The sequence below is a fragment of the Microbacterium sp. CFBP 8794 genome (assembly GCF_014841235.1).
GTDB lineage: Bacteria > Actinomycetota > Actinomycetes > Actinomycetales > Microbacteriaceae > Microbacterium.
Window position 1 is genome coordinate 189276 of record NZ_JACYTT010000002.1, and the last position, 25410, is coordinate 214685.

Below are 25410 nucleotides of genomic sequence, written 5' to 3' on the forward strand. Positions count from 1 at the left end.
TCCGACCCGCGCGACGGCGCGAGTGATGCCGAGGTCGAACCCACCGCCGCGCCCGAGGGCGCGACGGCCGCCGAGGCCGATTCCGCGCCCGGCCTCGACTCGCCCGTCGCCTCCGACGATCACGGCGCCGACTCCGTCCCCGACGTGGACCCGTCCGCGGCATCCGATGACACGGACGACGGAGCCCCCGATGCCGACGCGGTCGACGCCGCGTTCGGCACCCCCGCCGCGACCGACGGCGATGAGCCCGGTGCCGATGAGCCCGGTGCCGATGAGCCCGGTGCCGATGAGCCCAGTGCCGATGAGCCCGGTGCCGATGAGCCCAGTGCCGACGAGCCTGCCGCCGCCGAACAGTCGGAGGAGCCCGCCGCGCCTCGCACGCCGGCGCCGTCGCCGCGTCCCGCCGCCACCCCCATGGCTCGTCCGCGCCCGGGTGCCCCCGTTCCCTCGAAGCCCGCCGGCGCCCCCGCGTCGAGCACGCCCACCGAGCCGTGGGGCCGCGTCGACGACGACGGCACCGTCTCGGTGCGCGAGGGTGACGACTGGCGCGCCGTGGGACAGTACCCCGACGGCACGCCCGCCGAAGCACTCGCCTACTTCGAGCGCAAGTACTCCGACCTCGCGAGCGAGGTGACCCTGCTCGAGGTGCGCCACCGCCGCGGCGGTGCGTCGGCCGGCGATCTGCGCTCGACGGCCAAGACGGTGCGCGGCAAGCTCGACGGCGCCGCCGCGGTCGGCGACCTCGCCGCCCTGGTCGCGCGCCTCGACGCCCTCACGTCGCAGCTCGCCGAAGCCAGCGAGACCGAAGCGGCCGCCGCGAAGGAAGCTGTCGACGAAGCCGTGCGCGAGCGCACGGCCATCGTCGAGCAGGCCGAGGCCCTGGCCGCCCGCGACCCGCAGACCGTGCAGTGGAAGCAGATGACCGCCGACATGGCGGCGCTCTTCGACCGCTGGCAGGCCCACCAGCAGAACGGGCCCCGCCTGTCGAAGTCGACCGCGCAGCAGCTCTGGCGCCGGTTCCGCGACGCCCGCGCGACGGTCGACCGCCACCGCCGCGAGTACTTCTCGCAGCTCGACGACACCCACAAGGTCGCGCGCGACGCCAAGACGCGTCTCGTCGAGCGCGCCGAGGCCCTGGCCCCGCGCGGCGAGGACGGCATCGGCGCCTACCGCGACCTGCTGGACGCCTGGAAGGCTTCGGGCCGCGCCGGCCGCAAGGTCGACGACGCTCTGTGGGCGCGTTTCAAAGCCGCGGGTGACGCCCTGTACGGCGCACGCATCGAGCGGGAGTCCGCCGAAACCGAGGCCTCGAAAGAGAAGATCGAGCAGAAGAAGGTGCTCCTCGCCGAGGCGGCTCCGCTCGTCGACGAGAAGAACCTCGCCACCGCGCGACAGAAGCTCACCGCCATCCAGCGCCAGTGGGACGAGATCGGTCGCGTGTTCCCGCGCGACAAGGAGCGTGCCCTCGACGACGACCTGCGCAAGATCGAGCAGAGCGTGCGCACCCGCGAAGACGCCGACTGGAAGCGCAACGATCCCGAGCAGAAGGCGCGTGCCAACGACATGACGCGCCAGCTGTCCGACGCGATCGACAAGCTCGAGGCCGAGCTCGCCGACGCCACCGCGCGCGGCGACAAGCGCGCGGCGGCTCAGGCGTCCGAGGCCCTCGAAGCGCGACGGACCTGGCTGCGCGCCCTCGGCGGCTGAGCGGGTTCTCCACAGATCTCTACGGTCAACAGGAAGGGCGACACCCTCGCGTCACACTGACGGGATGGTGTCGCCCTTCCTGTTCTTCGCCGACGAGCGCATGGCCCTGGCCGAGCTCACGGCCGCGTGCCTCGACGGCATCCTGGTCGCCCTGGGCGAGGGGTTCATGCCCGCCGATGCCGTCGAGAGCCCGTGGATGCGTGCGCGAAGCCTCCGTCCGCTCCTCGGAGACCGCTGGGCGGCGGTACGCGCGAGCGCGGCGTGGATCCACGGTGGACAGACCGTCGAGCCGACCCGCCACCACGCGCAACGTGTGAGCGCGATACGCCACATCGTGCGGGGAACTGCCCGCGCGCAGTATCACGAGGTGCGTCTCGGGGCGGCCGACGTCGTCACCGTCGCGGGGGTTCACGTCACCACGCCGGCGCGCACCCTGATCGATCTCGCTCGCTCCGGCGACGCCGCCGAGCGAGCCGTGGCCTGCGCGTGGGCCGCCGAGGAGCCGAGGATCGCCGCCGCGGCGACGCTCTGGCTGCGGGCGCACCCGCGCTTCCCCTACGGTCGGCGAGCCGTCGACGCGCTGCGGTGCGCACACGGATCCGCAGAGCCTGGCGACGCCGCGCAGCACGAGGCACGGAGCAGCGACATGTCCCACGGTCACCCGGGATCACCGGGTACGGCCATCGCCCGTGCCGGCGCGGACGAGGACCGCGTCGCCCCTCAGGAAGAGGTGACGCGGTAGACGTCGTAGACCGCGTCGATGCGGCGCACCGCGTTCAGCACCCGATCCAGATGCACGGTGTCGCCCATCTCGAACACGAACTTGCTGAGCGCGAGTCGGTCGTTCGTCGTCGACACGGTGGCCGAGAGGATGTTGACGTGGTGCTCGCTGAGCACCCGCGTGACGTCGCTGAGCAGGCCCGAGCGATCGAGGGCCTCGACCTGGATCTGCACGAGGAACACGCTCTTCGAGGTCGGCGCCCACTCGACCTCGATGAGTCGATCGGGCTCTTCTTTGAGCGACTTCACGTTCGTGCAGTCGCCCCGGTGCACCGAGACGCCGCTGCCGCGCGTCACGAAGCCGACGATCTGATCGCCCGGCACGGGGGTGCAGCACTTGGCCAACTTGACCAGGATGTCGGGCGCGCCGCGCACGAGCACTCCCGAGTCGCCACCGCGCGGGGCCCGGCTGCGTCCGACGGGGATGTCGATGGGGCCGGTGTTCGACTCCTCGACGTTGACCAGAGCCGTGACCTTCTCGATCACCGACTGGGTCGAGACGTGACCCTCGCCGACGGCGGCGTACAGCGCCGAGACGTCTTCGTAGTGGAAGAGCCGCGCGACCTCGGTGAACGAGTCCTGGCTCATCAGACGCTGCAGGGGAAGGTTCTGCCGGCGCATGGCGCGGGCAATGGAGTCCTTGCCCTGCTCGATGGCCTCTTCGCGACGTTCCTTCGTGAACCACCCGCGGATCTTGTTGCGCGCGCGGGTGCTCTTGACGAAGCCGAGCCAGTCCTGGCTGGGGCCGGCGTCGGGGTTCTTCGACGTGAAGACCTCGACCACGTCGCCGCTCTGCAGGGCCGACTCGAGGGGCACCAGGCGACCGTTGACCTTCGCCCCCATGGTGCGGTGGCCGATCTCGGTGTGCACGGCGTACGCGAAGTCGACGGGCGTCGCCCCCGTGGGCAGACCCACGACGCGCCCCTTCGGCGTGAAGACGTAGACCTCTTTCGCGCCGATCTCGAACCGCAGCGAGTCGAGGAACTCCCCCGGGTCGGCGGTCTCTGCCTGCCAGTCCGAGATGTGCGCGATCCAGGCCATGTCGGCGTCGACGGCCTTGGCATCCGTCTTGCCGCCGGCCATGCGCTCTTTGTACTTCCAGTGGGCCGCGACACCGAACTCGGCCTGCTGGTGCATCTCGTGCGTGCGGATCTGGATCTCGACCGTGCGGCCACCCGGTCCGAGCACCGTCGTGTGCAGCGACTGGTACAGGTTGAACTTGGGAGTGGCGATGTAGTCCTTGAAGCGCCCCGGCAGCGGCGTCCACCGCGCGTGGATCGCACCGAGCACGGCGTAGCAGTCGCGCACCGTGCCGACGAGGATGCGGATGCCGATGAGGTCGTAGATGTCGTCGAACTCGCGCCCGCGCACGACCATCTTCTGGTACACCGAGTAGAGCTGTTTGGGTCGCCCCATGACCCGGCCGCGTACCCGCAGTTCGCGCAGGTCGGCGTCGACGGAGTCGATGACGTTCTGCACGTACTGCTCGCGCTGCGGAGTGCGCTGCCTCACCAGGCTCTCGATCTCGGCGTAGAGCTTCGGGTGCATCACCGCGAACGAGAGGTCTTCGAGCTCGCTCTTGATGGCCTGGATGCCGAGACGATGCGCCAGCGGGGCGTAGATCTCGAGCGTCTCGGTCGCCTTCTTCGCGGCCTTGTGCGGGGGGACGAATCCCCAGGTGCGCGCGTTGTGCAGGCGATCGGCGAGCTTGATGAGCAGTACGCGGATGTCTTTCGACATCGCGACGATCATCTTGCGCACCGTCTCGGCCTGGGCACTGTCGCCGTACTTGACCTTGTCGAGCTTGGTGACGCCGTCGACGAGCATGGCCACCTCGTCGCCGAAGTCGGCGGCGAGTTCGTCGAGGGGGTAGCCGGTGTCTTCGACGGTGTCGTGCAGAAGCGCCGCCGCGATCGCCTTGGGCCCCAGACCCAGCTCGGCGAGGATCTGGGCCACCGCCAACGGGTGGGTGATGTACGGCTCACCGCTCTGGCGCTTCTGTCCGTCGTGTGCCTTGTCGGCGACCGCGTAGGCCCGTTCGACGATCGCGAGATCGCCCTTGGGGTGGTGCGTGCGGACGGTGCGGAGCAGCTTGTCGACGTCGTCGCGGCGGGCAGCACGTGAGAAGATGCGCGGCACCAGGCGACGCAGTGACGACGGGGGCGGCGTGGACGACGTGGTCTCGGTCATCGCCACCTCTTCCTCACGGCCAGTCGATCAAGTCTACGCCCCGCGGGGCGGGGCCCCGGCGTCAGGCCGGGACGCCCGCCTTCTCGCGTGCGGCCACGACGCGGGCGTCGCGATCGGCGATCGGCTTCTCTTTCTCGCGCAGGAGGGCGTACATCGGGACGGCGACGAACAGCGTCGAGTACGCCGCGACGATCGTGCCGACGAAGATCGACAGCGAGATGTCGCTCAGGGTGCGCGCGCCCAGCGGCACTCCGATGAAGAGGATGGCGCCGACGGGGAGGATGGCGACCACCGTGGTGTTGATCGATCGGATCAACGTCTGGTTCGCGGCGAGGTTGACCGACTCCGCGAACGTGCGGCCGGAGATCTCGCCGTCATCCCGGGTGTTCTCTCTCACCTTGTCGAAGACGACGGTGGTGTCGTACAGCGCGTACGAGAGGATCGTCAGGAAGCCGATGACGGCGGCCGGCGAGATTTCGAAGCCGAAGAGCGCGTACACGCCGATCGTGATGACGAGCACGTCGACGAGGCCGATGATCGCGGCGACCGACATCTTCCACGTGCGGAAGTACAGCGCGAGGATCAGGAAGGTCAGCGCGAGGAAGATCGACAGACCCCACAGCGACTGGCGCGTGACGTCGTTGCCCCAGGTGGGTCCGATGAACGAGTTCGTGATCTCGGACGCATCGACGCCGTAGGCGGACGCCAGGGCGGCGGCCACCGCCTGGGTCTCGTCGTTGTCCATCTGGTCGGTCTGCACGCGCACGGCCTGGTCGCTGATGGTGCTGACGCGCGTACTCGCACCGGGCACGACCGAGGTCACGGCGTCGGTGGCGAGCGACTGGTCGAACGAGGCCGGGTTCGACACCGTGAACTGCGAGCCGCCGGTGAACTCGATCGAGAACTGCACCGGGCGGATGAGCGGCACGAGGGCCGCGCCGATCACCAGCACGGCGGCGATGATGAACCAGAGTCGACGGCGCTGAACGAACGGGAACGAGGTCTTCCCGGAGTAGAGGTCGTTGCCGAGCTGCGTCATGGAGCGCATCAGACGTCTCCCTCTTTCGTCGAGCGGCTATCGCTGCGCGCGGCGGCGAGCTCGGCCTGCTTGCGTTCGGCGATCGTCTGGCGGCGCTGGGCCTCACCGCGCGAGCGCTTCGCACGGCCGGCGTCGGCGACGGGAGCACGGAACTCGGCGCGGCCGCGGTAGACGGCTCCCAGCGCGTGCGGGTCCATTCCCGACAGGGGGTGTCCCGACCCGAAGAACCGGGTACGTGCCAACAACTGCATCACGGGGTGGGTGAACAGGATGAAGATCAGGATGTCGATCGCGGTGGTGAGCCCCAGCGTGAACGCGAAGCCCTTCACCGTGGAGTCGGCCAGGATGTACAGCACGACGGCGGCGAGGATGTTGATCGACTTCGAGATGTAGATGGTGCGCTTGGCGCGCGACCATCCGTCTTCGACGGCGGCCGTGATCGACTTTCCGTCGCGCAACTCGTCGCGGATGCGTTCGAAGTAGACGATGAACGAGTCGGCCGTGAAGCCGATCGTCACGATCAGACCGGCCACACCGGCGAGCGACAGGCGGAAGCCGGCCCGCCACGCCAGGATGCACAGGGCGAGATAGGTCAGCACTGCCATCACGCCCAGCGAGGCGATGATCACCGTGCCGAGGGCCCGGTACACGATCAGGGAGTAGATCGCGACGAGCCCCAGACCGATCAGACCGGCGATGAAGCCCACCTGGAGCTGCTGCGAACCCAGGGTCGCCGACACGGTGTCGGAGCTGACCACCTGGAAGCTCAGCGGCAGGGCGCCGTACTTTAGCTGGTCGGCCAGGGCCTTCGACGACTCCTGCGTGAAGCTTCCCGTGATGCTCGGGCGGCCATCGACGATGATGCCGTTCATCGACGGGGCCGACAGCACGCTGCCGTCGAGCACGAAGGCGAACTGGTTGAGCGGGGCCTGAGCGCCGTAGAGGCGCTGGCTGATCTCGGCGAAGGTCTGCGTGCCCTGGTCGTTGAAGACGAGGTTGACGGCCCACTGGCCGGTGTTCTGCTCCTGGCCGTTGGTGGCGTTGGAGATGTCGGTGCCGTCGAGCTCGACGGGACCGAGGATGTACTTGGTCGAATCGCCCTGACCGCACGTGATCATGGGCTGATCGGCGGGAGCCTGCGCGGGGTTGCTCGGCGGGTTCGCGCAGTCGTACGAGAGGAACTGCGCCTGCAGCGCCGGGGTGATCCACGCGGGGTCGCTGCCGTTGGTGGGCGACGCGGTCGGGGTCGCGGGCAGCGACGGGTCGGGCGTCGGATACGGCGTGGTGTTGCCGTCCTGGCCGACGAACGTCGTGGCGGGCGACCCGGTGAACAGCACCGGGCGCAGCTGCAGCTGAGCCGAGCTCTGGATCCGTTCGCGGGTGGCCTCGTCGGCCTCGCCCGGGATCTGCACGACGATGTTGCGGCCGCCCTCGGTGGCCACGTCGGCCTCACTCACGCCCGAGGCGTCGACGCGCTGGCGGATGATCGAGACGGCCTGCTGCAGCTGTTCGCTGTCGGGGTTGGCCCCGTCGGTGGTCTGGGCCTGCAGGATGATCTGCGTGCCGCCCTGGAGGTCGAGCGCGAGCTCGGGGGTCCAGGAACTTGCGGAGAAGGCGTACACGCCCAGCGCGTTGATGCCGAAGAGCACGCCGGTGATGGCGAGCAATCCGGTCAACACGCGCCAGGCATGACGGACAGGAGTCGAGGGCGCCACGGAGTCGGCTTTCTGTGCGGCGGTGAACGAGGAAGGGGCCGGTGAGGGCGTCAGACCTGCGGGCGGTCCTTGTCGGCGCGCTCGGCGTCGGTGAGGCCGGCCTCGGTGTGCTCGTCGTGACGCGCGGCGCGGCGGTCGTCGCTGATCGAGGTGATGTCGCCGTCGGCGACCCCGGCGATGTACTCGGCCTCGGCCTCTTCGGCGTCGATGAAGTCGTCTTCGGTCACGAAGCCCTCGGCCGGGTTGACGATGCGGAGCACGGCCTGGCTGTGCACCTTGATCACGACGCCGGGAGCGATCTCGACGTGCGCGGGCTTGTCGAGGTCTTCACCGTCGTACTCGACGATGGTGCCGTACAGGCCGCCCTGAAGGAGGACCTCGGCGCCGGGAACGGTCTCGCGTGCCTTCTGCTCGATGTCGGCCTTCTGCTTCTTCATCCGACGGCGCGAGCTGTAGAACATGAAGACCAACAGTCCGATGAGCAGGATGATGATGCCGTAATCGGCGAAGAACCGGGCGATATCCATCGAGGCGGTGCACCTTTCAATTCAGGCGCGCCGTGCGGCACTGCCTAGCGGGGGTCGGGGAATCCCTCGCCGAGTATAGGTCATGACCCCTGGCTGAACCGGAGGACGCCGTCGGGGTGGGGAGCGCCGAGGTGGTCGTACGCCTCGGGGGTGGCGACGCGTCCGCGGGGAGTGCGCCCCATGAAACCGATGCGCACGAGGTACGGCTCGACCACCGACTCGATGGTTTCGGGCTCCTCGCCGACGGCGACGGCGAGGGTGCTCAGCCCCACCGGTCCCCCGCGGAAGCGGCGGACGAGCGCGTCGAGCACCGCGCGGTCCAGGCGGTCGAGTCCGATGGCATCCACGTCGTACAGGTCGAGGGCGGCGCCCACCGTCCGCACGTCGGCGTCTCCCTCGGCGGCGCCGTCGGAGGGGCCGTACACGACGAGGTAGTCCCGCACGCGGCGCAGAAGGCGGTTGGCGATGCGGGGCGTCCCGCGCGAGCGACGGGCAATCTCGGACCGAGAGGTGCCGGGCAGGCCCACGTCGAGCATGGATGCCGATCGGGACACGACCCGCTCGAGCTCCTCGGGTTCGTAGTACTCCAAGTGCGCGGTGAAACCGAAGCGGTCGCGGAGGGGGTTGGGGAGGAGCCCCGCGCGTGTCGTCGCCCCGACGAGGGTGAAGGGGGCGAGATCGAGCGGGATGCTCGTCGCGCCCGCGCCCTTGCCGACCATGATGTCGATGCGGAAGTCCTCCATCGCGAGGTACAGCATCTCTTCGGCCGAGCGCGCCATGCGATGGATCTCGTCGATGAAGAGCACTTCGCCGGGGGTGAGCGACGACAACAGGGCCGCCAGGTCTCCCGCGTGCTGGATCGCCGGTCCGCTCGACAGACGCAGCGGGCGTCCGCTCTCGTGCGCGACGATCATGGCGAGCGTCGTCTTGCCGAGACCCGGGGGGCCCGACAGCAGGATGTGGTCGGGCGAGCGCTGCTGGATGCGGGCGGCGTCGAGCAGCAACTGCAGCTGCCCGCGCACCTTCTGCTGGCCGACGAACTCGGCGAGCGAGGTGGGGCGCAGGGCGCCCTCGATCGCGAGCTCGATCTCGTCGTCGGGCGTGCCGGCGTCGCGCACGTCAGCCACTCACCGGCTCCTTGCGCGCGGGGCCGAGCAGGGCGAGGGTGAGGCGCAACAGCGCCTGCACCGACGCGCGGTCGGCCTCGGAGGCGTTCTCGGCGACGGATGCCACGGCTTCGGCGGCGGTCCGCTCCGTCCAGCCCAGACCGATGAGCGCCTGCGTCACCTGCGCGGGCACGGCGCCGCGGACCGAGGCGACCGCGGGGGCGGCGGCGGCGACCACGGCGAGCTTGCCGGCGAGCTGCACGACGATGAGCTTCGCGGTCTTCGGGCCGATGCCCGACACGCGACGGAACGGGGCGTCGTCGTCGTCGGCGACCGCCTGCGCGATCTGCGGCACGGTGAGCGACGACAGTACGCCGAGCGCCGACTTGGGACCCACCCCGGTGACGCCGATCAGCTGGGTGAACACCGTCAGCTCCTCGCGGGACTCGAAGCCGAACAGCGAGAGCGCGTCTTCACGCACGATGAGGTTCGTGTGCAGGTACACGTCGTCGCCGATGTGCACGGTGCGGGCGAGCTGGGAGGTCACGGCCACCGAGAAGCCGACGCCGCCGACCACGATGACCAGTGAATCGTCGGCGACGTGGGCCGCCGAACCGTGCAGCGAGGAGATCATCCTCCGAGCCTAGGGCGCGGTTCGTACATGTGTTCGAGCGACACGCGTGGGGGGCGTGCGTCGCTTCTCGGCGTCGCGCCAGGCGCGCTGCGCGGGGGTGAGTGCCGAGTCGTCCGAGGGGGATGCCGCTCCCCCGCGCCACGCGTGGCAGAGGGCGATCGCCAGGGCGTCGGCGGCATCGGCGGGCTGTGGCAGGGCGTCCAGGCGCAGCACGCGGGCGACCATCGTCTGCACCTGCAGCTTGTCGGCGGCGCCGTACCCCGTGACCGCGGCCTTCACCTCGCTGGGGGTGTGGGTGGCTGCCGGGATGCCGTGTTCGGCGGCCAGCAGCAGGGCGATGCCGCTGGCCTGGGCGGTGCCCATGACCGAGTGGCGGTTGTTCTGTGCGAAGACGCGCTCGACAGCGACGACGTGAGGATCGTGCGCGTGCAGCACCTCGCGGATCCCCGCGGCGATGGCCGCCAGGCGCTTCTCGATCGGATCGGTCGGCGCGGACCGCACGACGCCCACGTGCACGAGCGACGCCGTGCGGGTGGGCGAGACGTCGACGACGCCGATGCCGCAGCGGGTCAGGCCGGGGTCGATGCCGAGGACGCGGAGGGAACGGGACACGGCCCCCACGCTAAGCGTAGGAGCCGTGTCGCAAACGAGGGCGCGCCCTTACTCGTCGTTCTCGAGCTCGGCCTGCACCTCGGCGCTGAGGTCGAAGTTCGTGTAGACGTTCTGCACGTCGTCGCTGTCTTCGAGCGCGTCGATGAGGCGGAACACCTTGCGGGCGGTGTCGGCGTCGACCTCGACCTTGAGCGAGGGGACGAACTCGACGTCGGCCGAGTCGTACTCGATCCCGGCGTCCTGCAGGGCGCTTCGTACCGACACGAGGTCGCTCGCCTCGGTGATGACGCCGAAGCCTTCGCCGTGGGGCTCGACCTCTTCGGCGCCGGCCTCGAGCACGGCGAGCATGACGTCGTCTTCGCTGGTGCCCTCGGAGGGAACGACGATGACGCCCTTACGAGCGAAGTTGTAGGCGACGCTGCCCGGGTCGGCGAGGGTGCCGCCGTTACGACTGAGGGCGGTGCGCACCTCGGCCGCGGCGCGGTTCTTGTTGTCGGTCAGACACTCGATCAGGAACGCCACGCCGTTGGGTCCGTAGCCTTCGTACAGGATCGAGGCGTACTCGACGGCCTCGCCGCCGATCCCGGCGCCGCGCTTGATCGCACGGTCGATGTTGTCTTTGGGGACCGAGGTCTTCTTGGCCTTCAGCACCGCGTCGAACAGCGTCGGGTTGCCCTGCATGTCGGCCCCACCGAGCTTCGCCGCGACCTCGATGTTCTTGATGAGCTTGGCCCACGACTTGGCGCGGCGGGAGTCGATGACCGCCTTCTTGTGCTTGGTCGTGGCCCATTTGGAGTGTCCGGACATGCGTTCCAGTCTAGAGCGCGGGCGCGCCCGCACCGCGTCGGGCGCGAACGCGATCCAGGAAGCGACGGTGGAAGCGCAGCTCCCCGGTCGACTCCGGGTGAAAGGCGGTGCCCAGGAGCGAGCCCTGTTCGATCGCGACGACGCGTCCGTCGGGAAGCGCGGCGAGGGGTTCGGCATCCGGACCCCACTCGACGACCGCGGGGGCGCGGATGAAGACGGCGTGCACGGGAGGGGCGCCGAGGGCGGGGACCTCGAGGTCGGTCTCGAACGAGGCGGTCTGGCTGCCGAAGACGTTGCGCGCGACGCGGGCGTCGAGGCCGCCGAAGGTCTGCTGGCCCTCGATCGCGCCGTCGAGGCGATCGGCGAGCAGGATCAGGCCCGCGCACGTGCCGTACATCGGCATGCCGTCGGAGATCGCCGCGCGGATCGGCGCCTGCATCCCGAACGCGCGGGCCAGCTTGTCGATGACGCTGGACTCGCCGCCGGGAAGGACGAGTCCCTCCACTGCGGCGAGCTCCTCGGGCCGACGCACCGGACGGGCGTCGGCGCCGAGGGCCGTCAGCGCGGCGAGGTGCTCCCGCACGTCGCCTTGCAGGGCGAGGACGCCGACGCGGGGACTACCAGCCACGCTCGGAGAGTCGGTGCGGGGCGGCCAGATCCGACACGTTGATGCCGACCATCGCCTCGCCGAGCCCGCGCGACGCCTCGGCGACGATCTTGGGGTCGTCGTGGAAGGTGGTGGCCTTGACGATGGCCGCGGCGCGCTGGGCGGGGTTGCCCGACTTGAAGATGCCGGAGCCCACGAAGACGCCGTCGGCGCCGAGCTGCATCATCATGGCGGCGTCGGCCGGGGTGGCCACTCCCCCGGCGGTGAAGAGCACGACGGGCAGCTTTCCGGTCTCGGCGATCTCGGCGACGAGGTCGTAGGGGGCCTGCAGCTCCTTGGCGGCGACGTACAGCTCGTCCTTGGTCTTGGCGCGCAGGGCGTTGATCTCGCCGCGGATGGTGCGGATGTGCTTGGTCGCCTCCGAGACGTCGCCGGTGCCGGCCTCGCCCTTCGAGCGGATCATCGCGGCACCCTCGGTGATGCGGCGGAGCGCCTCGCCCAGGTTGGTGGCGCCGCAGACGAACGGCACGGTGAAGTCGTACTTGTCGATGTGGTTCACGTAGTCGGCGGGCGAGAGCACCTCGGACTCGTCGATGTAGTCGACCCCGAGCTCCTGCAGGATCTGCGCCTCGACGAAGTGGCCGATGCGGGCCTTGGCCATGACGGGGATCGACACCGACGCGATGATGTCGTCGATCAGGTCGGGATCGCTCATGCGCGCCACGCCGCCCTGGGCCCGGATGTCGGCGGGCACGCGCTCGAGCGCCATGACGGCGACGGCGCCGGCGTCTTCGGCGATGCGGGCCTGGTCGGCCGTGACGACGTCCATGATGACGCCGCCCTTGAGCATCTCGGCGAGACCGCGCTTGACGCGGGAGGTTCCGGTGTCGGTCATGTCCACTCCGTTCCGCGCTTCGGGGCGCGTTCATTGACTTAGGCCAAAACGTAGCATGGCTCAGGACATAGGCTGGACGCCGACCCAGGGGGGCGTATGACCATCGACATGACCGGCCGGTCGGCATCCGGAATCGCCGCGGACCTGCGCACGCGCATCGAGCGCGGGGAGCTCGCCCCCGGCACCCTGCTGCCATCGGTGCGGGCCGTGGCCGCCGACCTCGGGGTCAACCGCAACACCGTCGTCGCCGCCTACCGTCAGCTCGCGCAAGCCGGCCTCGTCGAGGCGCGGGGCCGCGGCGGCACGCGTGTCGCCGACCGCGCCGCCGTCGCTCAAGAGGGGTACGCGCCCGACACCGTGCTGCGCGACGTCGGCACGGGGAACCCCGACCCCGGGCGCATCCCCGACCCCACCGCGGCCCTCGCGCGCTCGACCCGACCCGTGCTGTATGGCGAACCGGTCATCGACCCGGGCCTCGAGGCCTGGGCGCGCGAGTGGATGGCCGATCAGCTCCCCCACGACGAACTGCGCATCACCGTCACCAGCGGTGCGAGCGACGCGATCGAACGCCTGCTGGCCCAGTCCCTGCAGCGCGACGACGCCGTCGCCCTCGAAGACCCCTGTTTCCTGTCGGCGTTGCACACCGTGCGCACCGGCGGGTATCGCGCGGTGCCCGTGGCGGTGGATGCCGAGGGCATGACCGTGGAGGGGCTCCGCTTCGCACTCCAGGCGGGGGTGCGCGCGGTCATCTGCACGCCCCGCGCACACAATCCCACGGGGGCCAGCCTCACCGCGGAGCGCGCGGCGGCGCTGCGCGCGGTGCTCGCCGAGCATCCGTACGTGCTCGTCATCGAGGACGACCACTTCTCGCTGCTGTCGCGGGCGGCACTGCATTCGGTGATCGGCCCGGGTCAGCGCCGGTGGGCGCGTATCCGGTCGATGTCGAAGTTCCTCGGACCCGACACGTGCCTGGCGGTCACGGCATCCGACGTCGACACCGCCGACGGCCTCGCCGTGCGCCTGACCCCCGGCACCACCTGGGTCAGCCACCTGCTGCAGCGCATGACGCTCGCGCTCGTCACCGACGACGCGGTGCGCGCCGGCATCGAACGGGCGGCGGCGCACTATGCGCACCGCAACGCGGCCTTCGCCGAGGCGCTGAGTGCGCGCGGGCTGCCGGTGACCCCGGGCGACGGCCTGAACCTCTGGGTTCCGCTCCCCGTTCCCGCAGCCGCCGTGCGCGAGGAGCTCATGCGGCGCGGCTGGCTCGTGCGCGAGGGCGATCCGTTCTTCCTCGCGCCCGAGCACGCGGGATCGTTCCTGCGTCTGACCGTGCACGACCTCGACGCGGACTCGGCCGACTCCCTCGCCGACGACATCGCGATCGCCGCGGGCGCACTGTCGGCGGGCGTGCTCCCCGCGCGGGCGCGAAGTGGGAGGATCGAGGCATGAAGGTGCTTTCGATCCAGTCGGCCGTCGCGTACGGGCACGTCGGCAACTCCGCAGCCGTCTTCCCGCTGCAGCGCATCGGCGTCGAGGTCCTGCCGGTCTACACGGTCAACTTCTCGAACCACACCGGATACGGCGCGTGGCGCGGACCCCTCATCGCGCCCGACGACGTGGCCGGGGTGATCGCCGGCATCGAGGACCGCGGGGTGTTCCCCGAGATCGACGTGGTGCTCTCGGGCTATCAGGGCGGCGAGGGCATCGCCGACGTCATCATCGACACCGTCGCGCGGGTCAAGCGGGCGAACCCGGATGCCGTGTACGCCTGCGACCCCGTCATGGGCAACGCCAAGTCGGGCTGCTTCGTGGCACCGGCCATCCCCGAGCTGCTGCGCGAGCGCGTGGTGCCCGTCGCCGACATCCTCACCCCCAATCAGTTCGAGCTCGGTTTCCTCACCGGCACCGAGCCCGGCAGCATCGACTCGACGCTCGACTCGGCCGACGCGCTGCGCGATCGCGGTCCGCGCACGATCCTCGTCACCAGCGTCGAGCGCCCCGACCGCGAAGCCGACACGATCGAGATGATGGTCGTCGACGACAACGGCGCGTGGATCGTGCAGACCCCGCTCATCCCGATGAAGGCCAACGGCTCGGGCGACGTCACGGCCGCCCTCTTCACCGCGCACTACCGCCGCAGCGGCGGCGACGCGGCCGACGCGCTCGCGCGCACGGCGTCGAGTGTGTTCGACCTGCTCACCAACACCTACGAGTCGGGCTCGAGAGAGCTGCGTCTCATCGAGTCGCAGGAGGCGTACGCGCACCCGCGCCTGCAGTTCTCGGTGCGCCAGGTGCGCTGAGCGGCAGTCGCTCCGCGATCGCCCGCGCGGCGCGGTCCGGTTGATCGCTCCGGCGGCCGGCGTCAGCCGCCGTAGACCTCGAGATACGCCGCCTGCCACGCGGGGGCGTCGTCGGGGCAGAGGAACGACGTTCCGAAGATCATCACGCTGGCGACGTTGCGCTCGCCCGCGGCCCGCGTCGCGGCGTCGGTGTCTTTCGGCACGATCGCGGCGAACAGCGGAGACGTGTCGACGTGGGTCTGCAGGGTGGTGGCGTCGACCTCGTGCGCGCTGAGGATGGCGGTCTCGCACGCGTCGGCCGCCAGTGCGAGCGTGATGCTCTCGTCTTGCGCCGACCAGGACGCCCCCTGTCCCTCGACGTACGCGCGCTGCTCGGCGATGAACTGCTTCTGCGCGGGCGTCACCGCGACCAGGGGCGTACCGTCCATCGGCAGTTGCTGGGCGCGGAAGAACTCCTCGCGTTCGGCGAACGCGTCGCCCAGCTCGTCGGCGTCGGTGTCGTCGTCGGGTGCCGCGGACGACGACCCCTCGGTCGGCGACTCCTCGGTGGTCGGCCCGGGAGTAGCGACGCTCTCGGCATCTCGCGGGCTCGGGAGCGGGATGCAGGCGGTCGCGCCGAGCAGCACGCCCACAAGCGTCAGCGACAGAACGAGAGGGCGGAGGCGAAGGTCCATCCGCTCACGCTAGTCACTGCGCGACGTGTGCGCCGACGGGGTGTGGATGAATCCGCTCAGGCGTTCCACGCCTCGGCCACCGTGCGGCGCACGTCTCCCAGAAGCTGCGGGAGCGCCTTCGTCTTGGCGATGATCGGGAAGAAGTTCGCGTCGGATGCCCAGCGCGGAACGATGTGCTGGTGCAGGTGCCCGTCGACTCCGGCGCCGGCGATCGCGCCCTGATTCATGCCCAGGTTGAAGCCGTCGCAGTTCGACACCGCGCGCAGCACGCGCATGCCCCGCTGGGTGAGCGCGCCGATCTCGGCGACCTCATCGTCGGTCGCCTGGTCGTACGTGGCGATGTGACGGTACGGGCACACCAGCAGGTGGCCCGAGTTGTACGGGAAGAGGTTGAGCAGCACGTACGCGGTCGTGCCGCGCGCGACGATGAGCCCGTCTTCGTCGGACTTCTCGGGCGCCGCGCAGAACGGGCAGTTCTTCTCCATGGGCTCGCGGCCCGCCGAGATGTACGCCATGCGGTGCGGCGTCCACAGTCGCTGGAACTCGTCGGGCACGCCCGCGAGATCCGCGGCGTCGACGATCGACGGCTCGGCCGCCGCCCCGGCATCCGGATCGTGCGTCACGCCAGATCCTCGGCGGTGTTCACGAGCGTGCGGCCCGCGATCGCGCCGGTGATGCGGGCGACGGCCTCGGCGACGGGGACACCGTTGAGCTGGGTGCCGTCGCGGAAGCGGAACGAGACCGTGCCGGCGGCGCGGTCTTGCTCGCCGGCGATCAGCATGAGCGGCACCTTGTGGGTGGTGTGCGTGCGGATCTTCTTCTGCATGCGGTCGTCGCTGTGGTCGGCCTCGGCGCGAACGCCCTTCGACTTCAGATCGGCGACGATCCCGGCCAGGTAGTCGCCGTACTCGGCCGCGACGGGAACCGCCACGACCTGCACCGGTGCGAGCCACACCGGGAACGCACCCGCGTAGTGCTCGAGCAGGATCGCGAAGAAGCGCTCGACCGAGCCGAAGAGGGCGCGGTGGATCATCACGGGGCGGTGCTTCTCGCCGTCGGGACCGGTGTACTCGAGCTCGAAGCGCTCGGGCTGGTTGAAGTCGAGCTGGATCGTCGACATCTGCCAGGTGCGACCGATGGCATCGCGCGCCTGCACCGAGATCTTGGGACCGTAGAACGCCGCCCCGCCCGGGTCGGGCACGAGCTCGAGTCCCGAGGCCTCGGCGACCTCGCGCAGCGTCTCGGTCGCCTCGACCCAGAGCGCGTCGTCACCGATGAACTTCGGGTTGCCGTCTTCTTTCGTCGACAGCTCGAGGTAGAAGTCGTTGAGGCCGTAGTCGCGCAGGGTCTGCAGCACGAAGTCGAGGCTGTGGGTCAGCTCGCCCTTCACCTGCTCGGCGGTGACGTAGATGTGCGTGTCGTCCTGGGTCATGCCGCGCACGCGGGTGAGGCCCGCGAGGGTGCCGCTCTTCTCGTAGCGGTAGACCGATCCGAACTCGCTCAGGCGAAGCGGCAGCTCGCGGTAGCTGCGGCCGCGCGAGCGGAAGATGAGGTTGTGGAACGGGCAGTTCATCGGCTTGAGGTAGTACGCCTGACCCTCGCGCGAGACGTGACCGTCGGCATCCACCACCTCGTCGAGCACCATCGGGGGGTACATGCCGTCGGCGTACCACTGCAGGTGACCGCTCGTCATGAACAGGTCGCCCTTGGTGATGTGCGGGGTGTTCACGACGTCGTAGCCGTTGGCGAGCAGGCGCCCGCGCATGTAGCGCTCGATCTCGTAGCGGATGATGCCGCCCTTGGGGTGGAACACCGCCAGCCCCGGGCCGATCTCGTCGGGGAACGAGAACAGGTCGAGCTCCTTGCCGAGCTTGCGGTGGTCGCGCTTGGCGGCCTCTTCGAGGCGGTGCTGGTGCGCGCGCAGCTCGTCTTTCGTGGGCCACGCGGTGCCGTAGATGCGCTGCAGCTGCGGGTTCTTCTCACTGCCGCGCCAGTACGCGCCGGCGATGCGGGTGAGGTCCCAGCCGTTGCCGATCAGGCGGGTACCGGGAACGTGGGGTCCGCGGCACAGGTCTTTCCACGCGGTCTCGCCGTCGCGGGTGACGTTGTCGTAGATCGTCAGCTCGCCCGCGCCGACCTCGACCGAGGCTCCCTCGGCGGCTTCGGCGGAACCGCCCTTGAGTCCGATGAGCTCGAGCTTGAACGGCTCGTCAGCGAGTTCGGCCCGCGCCTCGTCGTCGGTGACGACGCGGCGCACGAACCGCTGGTTCTCTCGGACGATGCGCTCCATCTCCTTCTTGACGACCTTGAGGTCCTCGGGAGTGAAGGGCTCGTCGACCTGGAAGTCGTAATAGAAGCCGTCGGTGACCGGGGGGCCGATACCGAGGTTGGCCTGGGGCTTGACGCGCTGGACCGCCTGCGCGAGCACATGCGCGGTGGAGTGGCGCAGGATCGAGAGTCCGTCGGGGCTGTCGATCGTGACAGGCTCCACCTGGTCGTCGGCCGTCACGGTCGTGGCCAGGTCTTTCAGTTCCCCGTTGACGCGCAGAGCGACGACCGAACGGTCGGGGAAGAGGGCGAAGCCATCGGCGGGGAAATCAGTCACAGAACATCTCCTGAAGGGGTCGTTTCCAGGCTACCCGGCGGGCGTGGTCTCGACCGCACCCGACGTGCCCCATAGTGGAGCGGTGACTCTGGCCATCATCGGCGGCGTGCTGTGGATCCTCGGGATCATCGCACTGCTCACCGGCATCTTCCCCGCCGACGACGCCCTCGCCGTCGCCGATCGCGTGTGGCCGATCCTGCTGTTCGTCGTCGCGGTCACCGTCGTCGCCGAACTGGCGTCCAAGGCCGGCCTGTTCGACGTCGTCGCCGCGCGCCTGGCCCGGATCGCCCGGGGACGCACGGCGCTGCTGTGGGTGCTGGTCGTGGCCCTCGCGACGGTGGCGACGGCCTTCCTGTCGCTGGACACCACCGCGGTGCTGTTGACGCCGGTCGTGGTGTCGATGGCGGTCGCGCGCAAGCTCGATCCGCTGCCGTTCGCGTTCGTGACCGTGGTGCTGGCCAACACCGCCTCGCTGGTGCTGCCGGTGTCCAACCTCACCAACCTGCTGGCATCCGAGGCTCTCGGCGGTGGGCACGACCCGGTCGCGTTCCTCGCTCTGCTCGGACCCTCGGCGTTCATCGCCATCGCGGTGTCGGTCGTGGTGCTGACGCTGGTGTTCCTGCGTCGCCTGCCCAAGACGTACCCGGATGCCGCCTCCCCCACCGTCTCGGATCCCGTGCTGCTGCGCGTATCGGGGGTGGTGACCCTCGCCCTGCTGCCGCTGCTCGTGATCGGTCTCGAGCCGTGGATGCCGGCCGTCGGCGCTGCCGTCGTGCTCATCGCGGTGTTCGCGTGGCGGGCGCCCCGGACTCTCGGCATCCGGCTGGTGCCGTGGTCGCTTCTCGTGTTCGCGGGCGGTCTGTTCCTGGCGGTGGGCGCGCTGGAAGCCCTGGGGATCGGGCGGATCACCTCGGTGCTCGCCGGAACGGGCGACGACCTCGTCTCGCTCTGGCAGCTCGCCGGGGTGGGGGCGCTGGCGGCGAACGGCATCAACAACCTGCCGGGCTACCTGGCGCTCGAGTCGGTCGCCGGGTCTCCCGTGCGGTTGGCGGCCCTGCTCGTGGGTGTCAACGCGGGACCGATCGTCACGCCCTGGGCGTCGCTGGCGACCCTTCTCTGGCACGACCGGTTGGTCGCGGCGGGCGTCGAGGTGCGCTGGAGCCGCTTCGTGCTCCTCGGCGCGGTGATCGCGCCGATCATCCTCGTCCTCGGCGTGCTGCCGCTGGCGTTCTGAACGTCAGCTCTCGTACGCGCGCGCCCACGACTTGCGGGGCTCGATGAACCACACCGCCAGTCCCTCGCGCATCTCATACGGCGCGCCGGTGTACAGGGTAGAGATGCGGTCGACGTACGGCAGGGCTGCGTCGCCGTCGATGCGTCCCCCCGCTTCGCCGCGCACGAACGCCATCGCGTAGGCGTTGTCGGCGCCCGTGACCGAGATCGCCACGCGGGGGTCGCGGAGCAGGTTGCGGTCCTTCAGCGTGTCCACCTCGGTGAAGATCATGAGGCGATCGCCGTCGACGCCCACCCACAGCGGGACGGAGTGCGGGGACCCGTCGCGCATGAGGGTTGCGAGGTGCGCGATCGCGTCGGTTTCGAAGTAGGGCTTGGCTTCGGTCCAGTCGCTCATGCCCGTCTCAACCGTCGCCGTCGGGTGGGCTATTCCCGCTCAGGGTTTCGTGAACGCGGGATGCTGGTCGTTCGGCACTTCGCGAAAGACCATCTCGTCGCGCGGGGCGCTGTCGCGCGGCGTGGACTCATCGGGTTCGGGAACGACGTACAGGCCGCGGCCCGAGTTGGCGTTGTGGGTCAGCGCGTGCAGCCAGGCCGAGCTCAACTGGGGGGTGCGGCTGCCGTGGTACTTGAACACGAGCGAGACGTGGGGGTGGACGTACACCGTCGTCCGGCCGCCGCCGGTGCTGATGTCGTCCTTCCAGGTGAACGGAAAGCTCTCCCCGCGACGTACCTTGGCCATGATCACGGCCTGCAGGTGAGCGAGGAGACGGTCCTCGAAATCGACCTTGATGTTGCTGTCGTAAATGAACTTGCCCATGATGCCCCCCGCAGATCGACGCCGGACCGCGCTTCCCTCGGCGAGAAATGTCGAGCGCGGTGGCCGGCGGTGTCGACCGGTTCTCCCCCTCTAACGTCTCGCGGATGCTCGGCAGTCGAGAACACCCGCGCGTCGTCGTGCGGAATCTGGCCAGGCCGCGGCGCTCCGCGGCCTGGCCGCCGCCGACGGTCGCTCCGTGCTCAGCGCGAGATGCGGATGATGACGCGGTCGCCGGGCTTGCGCTGGACCCGGCGCACGAGGGCTTCGAATCCGAGGATCAGCCGGTACTGCAGACGATACTTGCGGCGCAGGGCCGCGTCGGCGTGCGCGTCGTCGGTCGCGGCCGCAGCGATGCGGCCGTGCGCCTCGACCGTGATGGCATCCGGCTCCACCGCTCCCATCCGACTGCAGGGGCGCAGGGTCACCCGCTGGTCGTTGCGCAGGCGCTTCACCTTGCCCGTGTTGCGCTCGCTCGTCACGACGAGCTCGTCGCCGTCGCGGGCGACCCACACCGGAACCGCGACGAGGGCGCCGTTCTTGCGATAGGTGCCGAGGGAGACGAACGGGGATGCCGCGATCTCGCGCCAGAGGGTGTCGGGAACGGTCATGTCGCCCACGGTACTGCGCGGTTCCCGCGCGCTCACCGGGGTTGCGCTCGTCGATGAGTGTTCCCGGACCAATCGCGCGCGCCCTGTGCACTTCGCGCACATGTCATGGGAGCGCTTCCATGGCACAGATGAACGCTCTACGGTGAGGACATGGGGAGCTATATGGTGCCGCGCGTGGGGGCTGTCGTGGTGTCGTTGCACACCCACGAGTTCGGGCTGTCGAACGACTCCGTGACGCTTCTGACGGCCGTGCGGCGCCCCGGCGGCCAATCGGTCGACACCGTCGCGCACGAACGCGTCGCGCAGTACCTGGAGAGCATCGGGGTGCTCTGATCCCGACGTCGAGCGACCGGGACGTGCAACCTCAAGGTCGACTGAAGAGAACCTCAAGGTGGGCGCAAGCCTGCCCGCTACCCGTCCCCCACTTGGGGGACATGCCCTAGCGTCAGAACGTTCCCGCCGTCAGGCACTTCACCAGCCCCCCTTACTGGCGGCGGGAACGATTCCCCCCTCGCCCAGATCCGCCGTGCGCCCCGCGCGCCGTGTGTCATCGCGCGACACGCACCGACGGAGCGAGAGGGGTCCGTGTCCCCCGTTTGGGGGACAATCGTGTAGCCTCGTCAAGGCTCCCGCCCCGCCCCCTCGGCACCCCCCTGCCTGGGGCGGGAGTCTCCACCTCGGATTCCCGGGTGCGCCGGTGGGATATCCCCCTCCCGGCGGAGGTCGCCGTCGATGGTCCTGCCTATCGTGGGGCTCATGACGGACAAGAAGGACACTCCCCCGGAGATCGCCGGGTGGCTCTTCCTCGCGGCGATCCTCGCCTTCGCCTCGTCGTCTCTCTTCGACGGGGAGGGGCTGTGGCGGTGGAACGTGGTGGTGCTCGGTTTCGCGTTCATCATCATCGGTTGCGTGCGCCTCGGCGTCGAGCTGGGCGCCCGTCGTCGGCGCAAGCCGCCGGAGGCGTGAAACCGGCTCGAAGCGGGTCGCTCCCCCACGGCACGGTGCCGGCACTCGTCGACGGGATGCCGATCTCCGGCGAATCGCGATCGTCGAGGGTGCCGTGTCGTAACGCAAAAAACCCCCGGAAGTCCGGGGGTTTTCGACGATACTGAGCTGTGCGCGATACTGGGATCGAACCAGTGACCTCTTCCGTGTCAGGGAAGCGCGCTACCGCTGCGCCAATCGCGCCTATACAGGCTGTTCTGTTATGAGCGAGGTGGCGACGGGATTCGAACCCGTGTAAACGGCTTTGCAGGCCGGTGCCTAGCCGCTCGGCCACGCCACCGTGTGTGGTTCGACCCACGTGTCGTGATCTTCCGTCGGTTTCCCTGACGAAGACCTCTTCACTCGAGCGGATGACGAGATTCGAACTCGCGACCCTCACCTTGGCAAGGTGATGCGCTACCACTGCGCTACATCCGCATTTCGTTCCCGGGGCTTGCCCCGAGCACTCGTAAGACATTACCTGATCTGAGCGCCGGCGCAAAACGGGGCGCGCCCCGCGCGTGTCTGTTTCTGCTGCGCGGCCTATGGTTCGGAGCACTCCTCGGCATCCGGTACGATCGATGAGTCCCGTACGAGATGCGGGCGATTGGCGCAGTTGGTAGCGCGCTTCCTTCACACGGAAGAGGTCGTCGGTTCGAGTCCGGCATCGCCCACCGAAAGCCCCCGGTCCGCCGGGGGCTTCTTCATTTTCGCCGCACATTGTCGTCGACCCGAGAAGTCCGACGTACGGCGAAAGCCCCTGCGATGGGCGAGGCGGTGGGTGAACCGCCGATCTATCCGGAGCATGGCCTCGCCGCCGCCAGCGGGTGACCTGCCGGGCCCACCGGCACAGAGGAGAAACGTCGACGCGTCCCTCATCCGTGCTTCTCGGCTTGTTCGAGAGCCGAGAGCAGCGCTCCCGCTTCTTACGCTGTGCGGGTGTCTTCCGCCATACCGCGCGCCGTCGATCCTTCCGGGCCGGCAACCTCGACGTTCCTCCCCCACGTGCAGGGCCTTCGCGCCATTGCCGTGCTGGCCGTGGTGGTGTTCCACATGTGGCCGACGGCCCTCCCGGGCGGCTTCGCAGGAGTCGACGTTTTCTTTGTCATCTCGGGCTTCCTCATCACCGCGCACCTGGCTCGGGAGATCGCGGGCACCGGAACCGTGCGCCTCGCGCGGTTCTGGGCGCGACGCGCACGAAGACTCCTGCCCGCCGCCCTGACCGTCCTGGTGTTCTGCGCCGTCGTCGTCTCGTCGCCCTGGTTCGTCCCGGTCGCAGCGATGCCTTCCCGGCTGAAGGAGATCCTCGCCTCGACGTTCTACGTCGAGAACTGGTATCTCGTCGCCACCTCGGCCAACTACCTCGGACACTCGGGGGATCCGACCCTCGCGCAGCATTACTGGTCGCTGTCGGTCGAGGAACAGTTCTATTTCGTCTGGCCGCTGCTGCTGGTGGGAGCGGCGCTGCTCACTCGGCGGGCTGGCCGTGCGGGGCGCGGGGTCCTCCTCGCAACTGTCGGGACTGTCACGGTCGTCGGGTTCATCGCGTGCGTGTGGTTCACCGCCGTCGATCCGGCGGCGGCGTACTTCGCGACCTTCACCCGGGTATGGGAGTTCGGAGTCGGCGGTCTCCTGGCCCTGTTCCCGGGCCTGCGCGCCGTACATCCCGTCGTCCGCTTCACGATCGGTTGGGGCGGGGTGGCCGCTCTCGTGGCCTCGTTCACACTCTTGAACGGTCAGATGGATTTCCCCGGATATCTGGCGCTCGTCCCGGTCGTCGGGGCCGCGCTGGTCATCGCCGCCTCCCCCGCGGGGCGGCCGTGGTTCGCGACCCGCGTGATCGCGCTCCCGCCCTTCTCGTTCCTGGGCGCCATTTCCTACAGCCTGTACCTCTGGCACTGGCCCCTCATCCTCGTCGCTCCCGCTCTGCCCTTCTGGACGGGCGACCTCGTCCAGCGTCTGGGGCTGTTGATCGTCACAGGGAGTGTGGCCTGGGTGACGCAGCGCTTCGTAGAGGAGCCGATCCGCGCCCTCCCCGCCCTCGTCTCCGCCCGTCCGCGCCGGACGCTCTGGATGACCGCCGGTGCGATGGCGGGCGTCGCGGTCCTTACCGTGGGGCTGGCTGCGGTGGCGATGCCGCGCTACGACGCCGCACGCCAGGAAATCAAGGCTGCCCGCGCCGCCCCCACGGACTGCTTCGGCGCAGCCGCCGTGCTCGACTCATCGTGCGCGTCGGCCGGTTTCGAGACCTACACGCCCTCCGCCTCGGCCATGGGTATGGACGCTCCCTCAGCCGGCGAATGTCTCGTGCAGTTCGACGGCGACGACGCCCGCACCTGCACGCGGGGATCCGAAGCGCCCGGCGCCCCGGAGGTGTTCCTGATCGGCGACAGCCACGCGTTCCAGTACGTCGACGCGCTGGCGGACATCGCGGAGCGCGAGGGATGGCGGCTGACCACACTCTTGAAGGGTGGTTGCCCGTGGAGCACGACCCCGCTCGCCGACGACGGCCCGTTCGGCTCCGCCTGTGACACGTGGCGAGCACAGGTCGCCGACACGCTGATGCGCCGCGAACCGGCAATGATTGTCACCACGGCCTTCTCGGGCACCTCCTATGCCACGGCGGGGTTCTCTGAGGCACAGGATGCCGCCGTGCGCGGCTTCCGAGCGGCCTGGGCGCCGGCAGCGACCCGAGGCATCCCGATCGTCGCCCTCGTAGACAACCCCGCTCTCGAGACGAATCCCGCCGTATGCCTCCTCAACCGTGCGCCGAGCGACTGCTCGACCGAGCGGCGCACCGCGCTCCCCGAAGACGAGCCGTTCGCGCGCGCGGCGAGGGGATTGCCATCCGTCCGCGTGCTCGATTTCACCGACGTCTACTGCGATGCGACGACGTGTTCGCCCGTGATCGGTGGCGCCGGGGCCTATCGCGACGCCGACCACCTCACGGCGAGTTTCGTCGACTCGCTCGCCCCGTGGCTGGGCGCCTCCCTGGTCTCGACGCTCGACCGTCGGGAATGAAGTTCACTCCCGACGCCACCCGTGTCGGGCGGCCAGGGCGGAAGCGATGGCGTTGAACCGCTTTCGGTCGAGGGCGGCGGCTTCGCGCCGCATGCCGACGTCGTAGACGAGGTACAGCTGCTCGATGTCCACCCATGAGGGTCGCCCCTGCGGGTCCCATTCACCCGTACCGAGTGCGAGGTACTGCCGGTCGCCCTCGTGCGATTTGCTCGTCAGACGCACGGCATACGCGCTGCGGGCATCCGCTCGGCTGATGATGAGGACCGGCCGATCCTTGCCCCGGCCGTCACGCTCTTCGAAGGGCACCCAGGTCCAGACGATTTCGCCCCCGTCGGGCGCCTTGTCGCGTTCGGGAGCATACGACAGGGTGAGGCGCCGTGGCGGGTCGATCTCGATGGTCCGAGCGCCCGCGGGAGAGGGCGTCGGCGGCACCGGTTCGGGGCGCGGTCCCCGAGGTGGTGCGGCGGTGGATGGCCGCAACATCCCGAGCAGCGCCGACACGAGACGAGACGTGGTTCCCATACCCACACCCTAGGCACCCCG

The 25410-nt window shown here is 69.7% G+C and carries 25 protein-coding genes and 4 tRNA genes; 9 read left to right on the top strand and 20 right to left on the bottom strand.

The genetic code is table 11. From position 1 onward, the window contains the following. Window positions 1-414: 414 nt before the first annotated feature. Both IFU19_RS04570 and IFU19_RS04575 read left to right on the top strand, forming a co-directional pair. Complete coding sequence (locus IFU19_RS04570) at window positions 415-1707, top strand: DUF349 domain-containing protein (RefSeq protein WP_192013337.1); 1293 nt, start codon at window positions 415-417, stop codon at window positions 1705-1707. A gap of 64 nt (window positions 1708-1771) precedes the next feature. Further along, entirely contained in the window at window positions 1772-2449 is a 678-nt protein-coding gene (locus tag IFU19_RS04575; RefSeq protein ID WP_070407996.1) for a hypothetical protein, read from the top strand. Here the strand turns inward: IFU19_RS04575 and IFU19_RS04580 are convergent. The 10 genes from IFU19_RS04580 to pdxS form a co-directional block, all read right to left on the bottom strand. Then, the gene (locus IFU19_RS04580; protein WP_070407995.1) at window positions 2428-4677 is read right to left on the bottom strand and encodes a RelA/SpoT family protein; all 2250 of its coding nucleotides are present in this window, start codon (window positions 4675-4677) and stop codon (window positions 2428-2430) included. The two genes, IFU19_RS04575 and IFU19_RS04580, sit on opposite strands and share 22 nt — an antisense overlap. A gap of 61 nt (window positions 4678-4738) precedes the next feature. Continuing rightward, entirely contained in the window at window positions 4739-5725 is a 987-nt protein-coding gene (gene secF, locus IFU19_RS04585; protein WP_070407994.1) for a protein translocase subunit SecF, read from the bottom strand. Next, on the bottom strand, window positions 5725-7431 hold the full coding sequence (secD, locus tag IFU19_RS04590; protein WP_055837311.1) for a protein translocase subunit SecD: 1707 nt from the start codon (window positions 7429-7431) through the stop codon (window positions 5725-5727). Before secD ends, secF begins: the two co-directional genes overlap by 1 nt. A 50-nt stretch (window positions 7432-7481) precedes the next feature. Continuing rightward, window positions 7482-7958, bottom strand: a complete 477-nt coding sequence (locus IFU19_RS04595; protein WP_192013034.1) for a preprotein translocase subunit YajC — start codon at window positions 7956-7958, stop codon at window positions 7482-7484. Window positions 7959-8038: 80 nt separating this feature from the next. Further along, window positions 8039-9085: a Holliday junction branch migration DNA helicase RuvB gene (ruvB, locus tag IFU19_RS04600; RefSeq protein ID WP_055837305.1), complete on the bottom strand. Its 1047-nt coding sequence runs from the start codon at window positions 9083-9085 to the stop codon at window positions 8039-8041. After that, window positions 9078-9698 (bottom strand): Holliday junction branch migration protein RuvA, encoded by a 621-nt coding sequence (gene ruvA / locus IFU19_RS04605; protein ID WP_192013035.1) that lies wholly within the window; start codon window positions 9696-9698, stop codon window positions 9078-9080. The genes ruvB and ruvA overlap by 8 nt, the downstream gene beginning before the upstream one ends. Window positions 9699-9707: 9 nt before the next feature. Continuing rightward, window positions 9708-10310 carry a crossover junction endodeoxyribonuclease RuvC gene (ruvC, locus tag IFU19_RS04610; RefSeq protein ID WP_055940465.1) on the bottom strand — a complete coding sequence of 201 codons (603 nt, stop codon included), beginning with the start codon at window positions 10308-10310 and terminating at the stop codon, window positions 9708-9710. A 48-nt stretch (window positions 10311-10358) separates the two neighbouring features. Then, window positions 10359-11117: a YebC/PmpR family DNA-binding transcriptional regulator gene (locus IFU19_RS04615; RefSeq protein WP_055837296.1), complete on the bottom strand. Its 759-nt coding sequence runs from the start codon at window positions 11115-11117 to the stop codon at window positions 10359-10361. 10 nt (window positions 11118-11127) lie between these two features. Further along, window positions 11128-11745, bottom strand: a complete 618-nt coding sequence (pdxT, locus tag IFU19_RS04620; protein ID WP_082516573.1) for a pyridoxal 5'-phosphate synthase glutaminase subunit PdxT — start codon at window positions 11743-11745, stop codon at window positions 11128-11130. Beyond that, window positions 11735-12619, bottom strand: a complete 885-nt coding sequence (gene pdxS, locus IFU19_RS04625) for a pyridoxal 5'-phosphate synthase lyase subunit PdxS (protein ID WP_055837293.1) — start codon at window positions 12617-12619, stop codon at window positions 11735-11737. The genes pdxT and pdxS overlap by 11 nt, the downstream gene beginning before the upstream one ends. A gap of 96 nt (window positions 12620-12715) precedes the next feature. Here pdxS and IFU19_RS04630 point away from each other — a divergent pair, with 96 nt between their 5' ends. After that, on the top strand, window positions 12716-14071 hold the full coding sequence (locus tag IFU19_RS04630) for an aminotransferase class I/II-fold pyridoxal phosphate-dependent enzyme (RefSeq protein WP_192013036.1): 1356 nt from the start codon (window positions 12716-12718) through the stop codon (window positions 14069-14071). Next, window positions 14068-14922, top strand: coding sequence for a pyridoxal kinase PdxY (gene pdxY, locus IFU19_RS04635; RefSeq protein ID WP_192013037.1), 855 nt, complete (start codon window positions 14068-14070; stop codon window positions 14920-14922). The genes IFU19_RS04630 and pdxY overlap by 4 nt, the downstream gene beginning before the upstream one ends. Window positions 14923-14984: 62 nt before the next feature. On the opposite strand, the gene IFU19_RS04640 is transcribed toward pdxY, so the two are convergent. From IFU19_RS04640 to thrS, 3 genes are read right to left on the bottom strand one after another with little or no spacing between them, the layout of a single operon-like run. Then, window positions 14985-15596: a hypothetical protein gene (locus tag IFU19_RS04640; RefSeq protein WP_192013038.1), complete on the bottom strand. Its 612-nt coding sequence runs from the start codon at window positions 15594-15596 to the stop codon at window positions 14985-14987. A 56-nt stretch (window positions 15597-15652) separates the two neighbouring features. Next, window positions 15653-16219: an HIT domain-containing protein gene (locus tag IFU19_RS04645; RefSeq protein ID WP_192013039.1), complete on the bottom strand. Its 567-nt coding sequence runs from the start codon at window positions 16217-16219 to the stop codon at window positions 15653-15655. Next, window positions 16216-18201, bottom strand: coding sequence for a threonine--tRNA ligase (gene thrS, locus IFU19_RS04650; RefSeq protein ID WP_192013040.1), 1986 nt, complete (start codon window positions 18199-18201; stop codon window positions 16216-16218). Before thrS ends, IFU19_RS04645 begins: the two co-directional genes overlap by 4 nt. An 82-nt stretch (window positions 18202-18283) precedes the next feature. On the opposite strand from thrS, the gene IFU19_RS04655 reads away from it, so the two are divergent. Further along, window positions 18284-19435, top strand: coding sequence for an SLC13 family permease (locus IFU19_RS04655; RefSeq protein WP_191925665.1), 1152 nt, complete (start codon window positions 18284-18286; stop codon window positions 19433-19435). A 3-nt stretch (window positions 19436-19438) separates the two neighbouring features. Here IFU19_RS04655 and IFU19_RS04660 read toward each other — a convergent pair whose 3' ends face one another. The 3 genes from IFU19_RS04660 to IFU19_RS04670 all read right to left on the bottom strand — a co-directional run bounded on the left by IFU19_RS04660 (window position 19439) and on the right by IFU19_RS04670 (window position 20862). Then, entirely contained in the window at window positions 19439-19831 is a 393-nt protein-coding gene (locus IFU19_RS04660) for a TIGR03618 family F420-dependent PPOX class oxidoreductase (protein WP_070407986.1), read from the bottom strand. Window positions 19832-19870: 39 nt separating this feature from the next. Continuing rightward, window positions 19871-20254, bottom strand: a complete 384-nt coding sequence (locus IFU19_RS04665; protein WP_192013041.1) for a DUF7882 family protein — start codon at window positions 20252-20254, stop codon at window positions 19871-19873. 200 nt (window positions 20255-20454) lie between these two features. Beyond that, window positions 20455-20862, bottom strand: a complete 408-nt coding sequence (locus IFU19_RS04670; RefSeq protein ID WP_070409789.1) for a PPOX class F420-dependent oxidoreductase — start codon at window positions 20860-20862, stop codon at window positions 20455-20457. 150 nt (window positions 20863-21012) lie between these two features. Between IFU19_RS04670 and IFU19_RS04675 the strand changes: the two genes are divergently transcribed. Together IFU19_RS04675 and IFU19_RS04680 are read left to right on the top strand one after the other, a co-directional pair. Further along, a complete protein-coding gene (locus IFU19_RS04675; protein WP_192013042.1) occupies window positions 21013-21195 on the top strand; it encodes a hypothetical protein in 183 nt (60 codons plus the stop codon). A 423-nt stretch (window positions 21196-21618) separates the two neighbouring features. Continuing rightward, a complete protein-coding gene (locus IFU19_RS04680) occupies window positions 21619-21828 on the top strand; it encodes a hypothetical protein (protein WP_192013043.1) in 210 nt (69 codons plus the stop codon). Between the two features lie 150 nt (window positions 21829-21978). On the opposite strand, the gene IFU19_RS04685 is transcribed toward IFU19_RS04680, so the two are convergent. The 3 genes from IFU19_RS04685 to IFU19_RS04695 form a co-directional block, all read right to left on the bottom strand. After that, window positions 21979-22050 (bottom strand) — tRNA-Val (locus IFU19_RS04685). 26 nt (window positions 22051-22076) lie between these two features. Continuing rightward, window positions 22077-22147, bottom strand: a tRNA-Cys gene (locus IFU19_RS04690). A 65-nt stretch (window positions 22148-22212) separates the two neighbouring features. After that, window positions 22213-22284: transfer RNA gene (locus IFU19_RS04695), tRNA-Gly, on the bottom strand. A 163-nt stretch (window positions 22285-22447) separates the two neighbouring features. On the opposite strand from IFU19_RS04695, the gene IFU19_RS04700 reads away from it, so the two are divergent. Continuing rightward, window positions 22448-22520 (top strand) — tRNA-Val (locus IFU19_RS04700). A gap of 265 nt (window positions 22521-22785) precedes the next feature. Further along, the gene (locus IFU19_RS16990) at window positions 22786-24867 is read left to right on the top strand and encodes an SGNH hydrolase domain-containing protein (RefSeq protein WP_192013044.1); all 2082 of its coding nucleotides are present in this window, start codon (window positions 22786-22788) and stop codon (window positions 24865-24867) included. A gap of 3 nt (window positions 24868-24870) precedes the next feature. On the opposite strand, the gene IFU19_RS04710 is transcribed toward IFU19_RS16990, so the two are convergent. Beyond that, window positions 24871-25389 carry a type II toxin-antitoxin system PemK/MazF family toxin gene (locus IFU19_RS04710; RefSeq protein ID WP_192013045.1) on the bottom strand — a complete coding sequence of 173 codons (519 nt, stop codon included), beginning with the start codon at window positions 25387-25389 and terminating at the stop codon, window positions 24871-24873. Window positions 25390-25410: the final 21 nt, after the last annotated feature.

Coding starts and splice junctions, on each gene's coding strand:
- IFU19_RS04630 (WP_192013036.1), top strand. CDS start 12,716: ATGACCATCGACATGACCGGCCGGTCGGCATCCGGAATCGCCGCGGAC.
- IFU19_RS04660 (WP_070407986.1), bottom strand. CDS start 19,831: ATGAGCGACTGGACCGAAGCCAAGCCCTACTTCGAAACCGACGCGATC.
- pdxS (WP_055837293.1), bottom strand. CDS start 12,619: ATGACCGACACCGGAACCTCCCGCGTCAAGCGCGGTCTCGCCGAGATG.
- secF (WP_070407994.1), bottom strand. CDS start 5,725: ATGCGCTCCATGACGCAGCTCGGCAACGACCTCTACTCCGGGAAGACC.
- ruvA (WP_192013035.1), bottom strand. CDS start 9,698: ATGATCTCCTCGCTGCACGGTTCGGCGGCCCACGTCGCCGACGATTCA.
- IFU19_RS04570 (WP_192013337.1), top strand. CDS start 415: ATGGCTCGTCCGCGCCCGGGTGCCCCCGTTCCCTCGAAGCCCGCCGGC.
- IFU19_RS04580 (WP_070407995.1), bottom strand. CDS start 4,677: ATGACCGAGACCACGTCGTCCACGCCGCCCCCGTCGTCACTGCGTCGC.
- IFU19_RS04665 (WP_192013041.1), bottom strand. CDS start 20,254: ATGGGCAAGTTCATTTACGACAGCAACATCAAGGTCGATTTCGAGGAC.
- IFU19_RS04680 (WP_192013043.1), top strand. CDS start 21,619: ATGACGGACAAGAAGGACACTCCCCCGGAGATCGCCGGGTGGCTCTTC.
- IFU19_RS04675 (WP_192013042.1), top strand. CDS start 21,013: ATGGGGAGCTATATGGTGCCGCGCGTGGGGGCTGTCGTGGTGTCGTTG.
- IFU19_RS04615 (WP_055837296.1), bottom strand. CDS start 11,117: ATGTCCGGACACTCCAAATGGGCCACGACCAAGCACAAGAAGGCGGTC.
- IFU19_RS04640 (WP_192013038.1), bottom strand. CDS start 15,596: ATGGACCTTCGCCTCCGCCCTCTCGTTCTGTCGCTGACGCTTGTGGGC.
- pdxY (WP_192013037.1), top strand. CDS start 14,068: ATGAAGGTGCTTTCGATCCAGTCGGCCGTCGCGTACGGGCACGTCGGC.
- IFU19_RS04595 (WP_192013034.1), bottom strand. CDS start 7,958: ATGGATATCGCCCGGTTCTTCGCCGATTACGGCATCATCATCCTGCTC.
- IFU19_RS04710 (WP_192013045.1), bottom strand. CDS start 25,389: ATGGGAACCACGTCTCGTCTCGTGTCGGCGCTGCTCGGGATGTTGCGG.
- IFU19_RS04670 (WP_070409789.1), bottom strand. CDS start 20,862: ATGACCGTTCCCGACACCCTCTGGCGCGAGATCGCGGCATCCCCGTTC.
- IFU19_RS04575 (WP_070407996.1), top strand. CDS start 1,772: ATGGTGTCGCCCTTCCTGTTCTTCGCCGACGAGCGCATGGCCCTGGCC.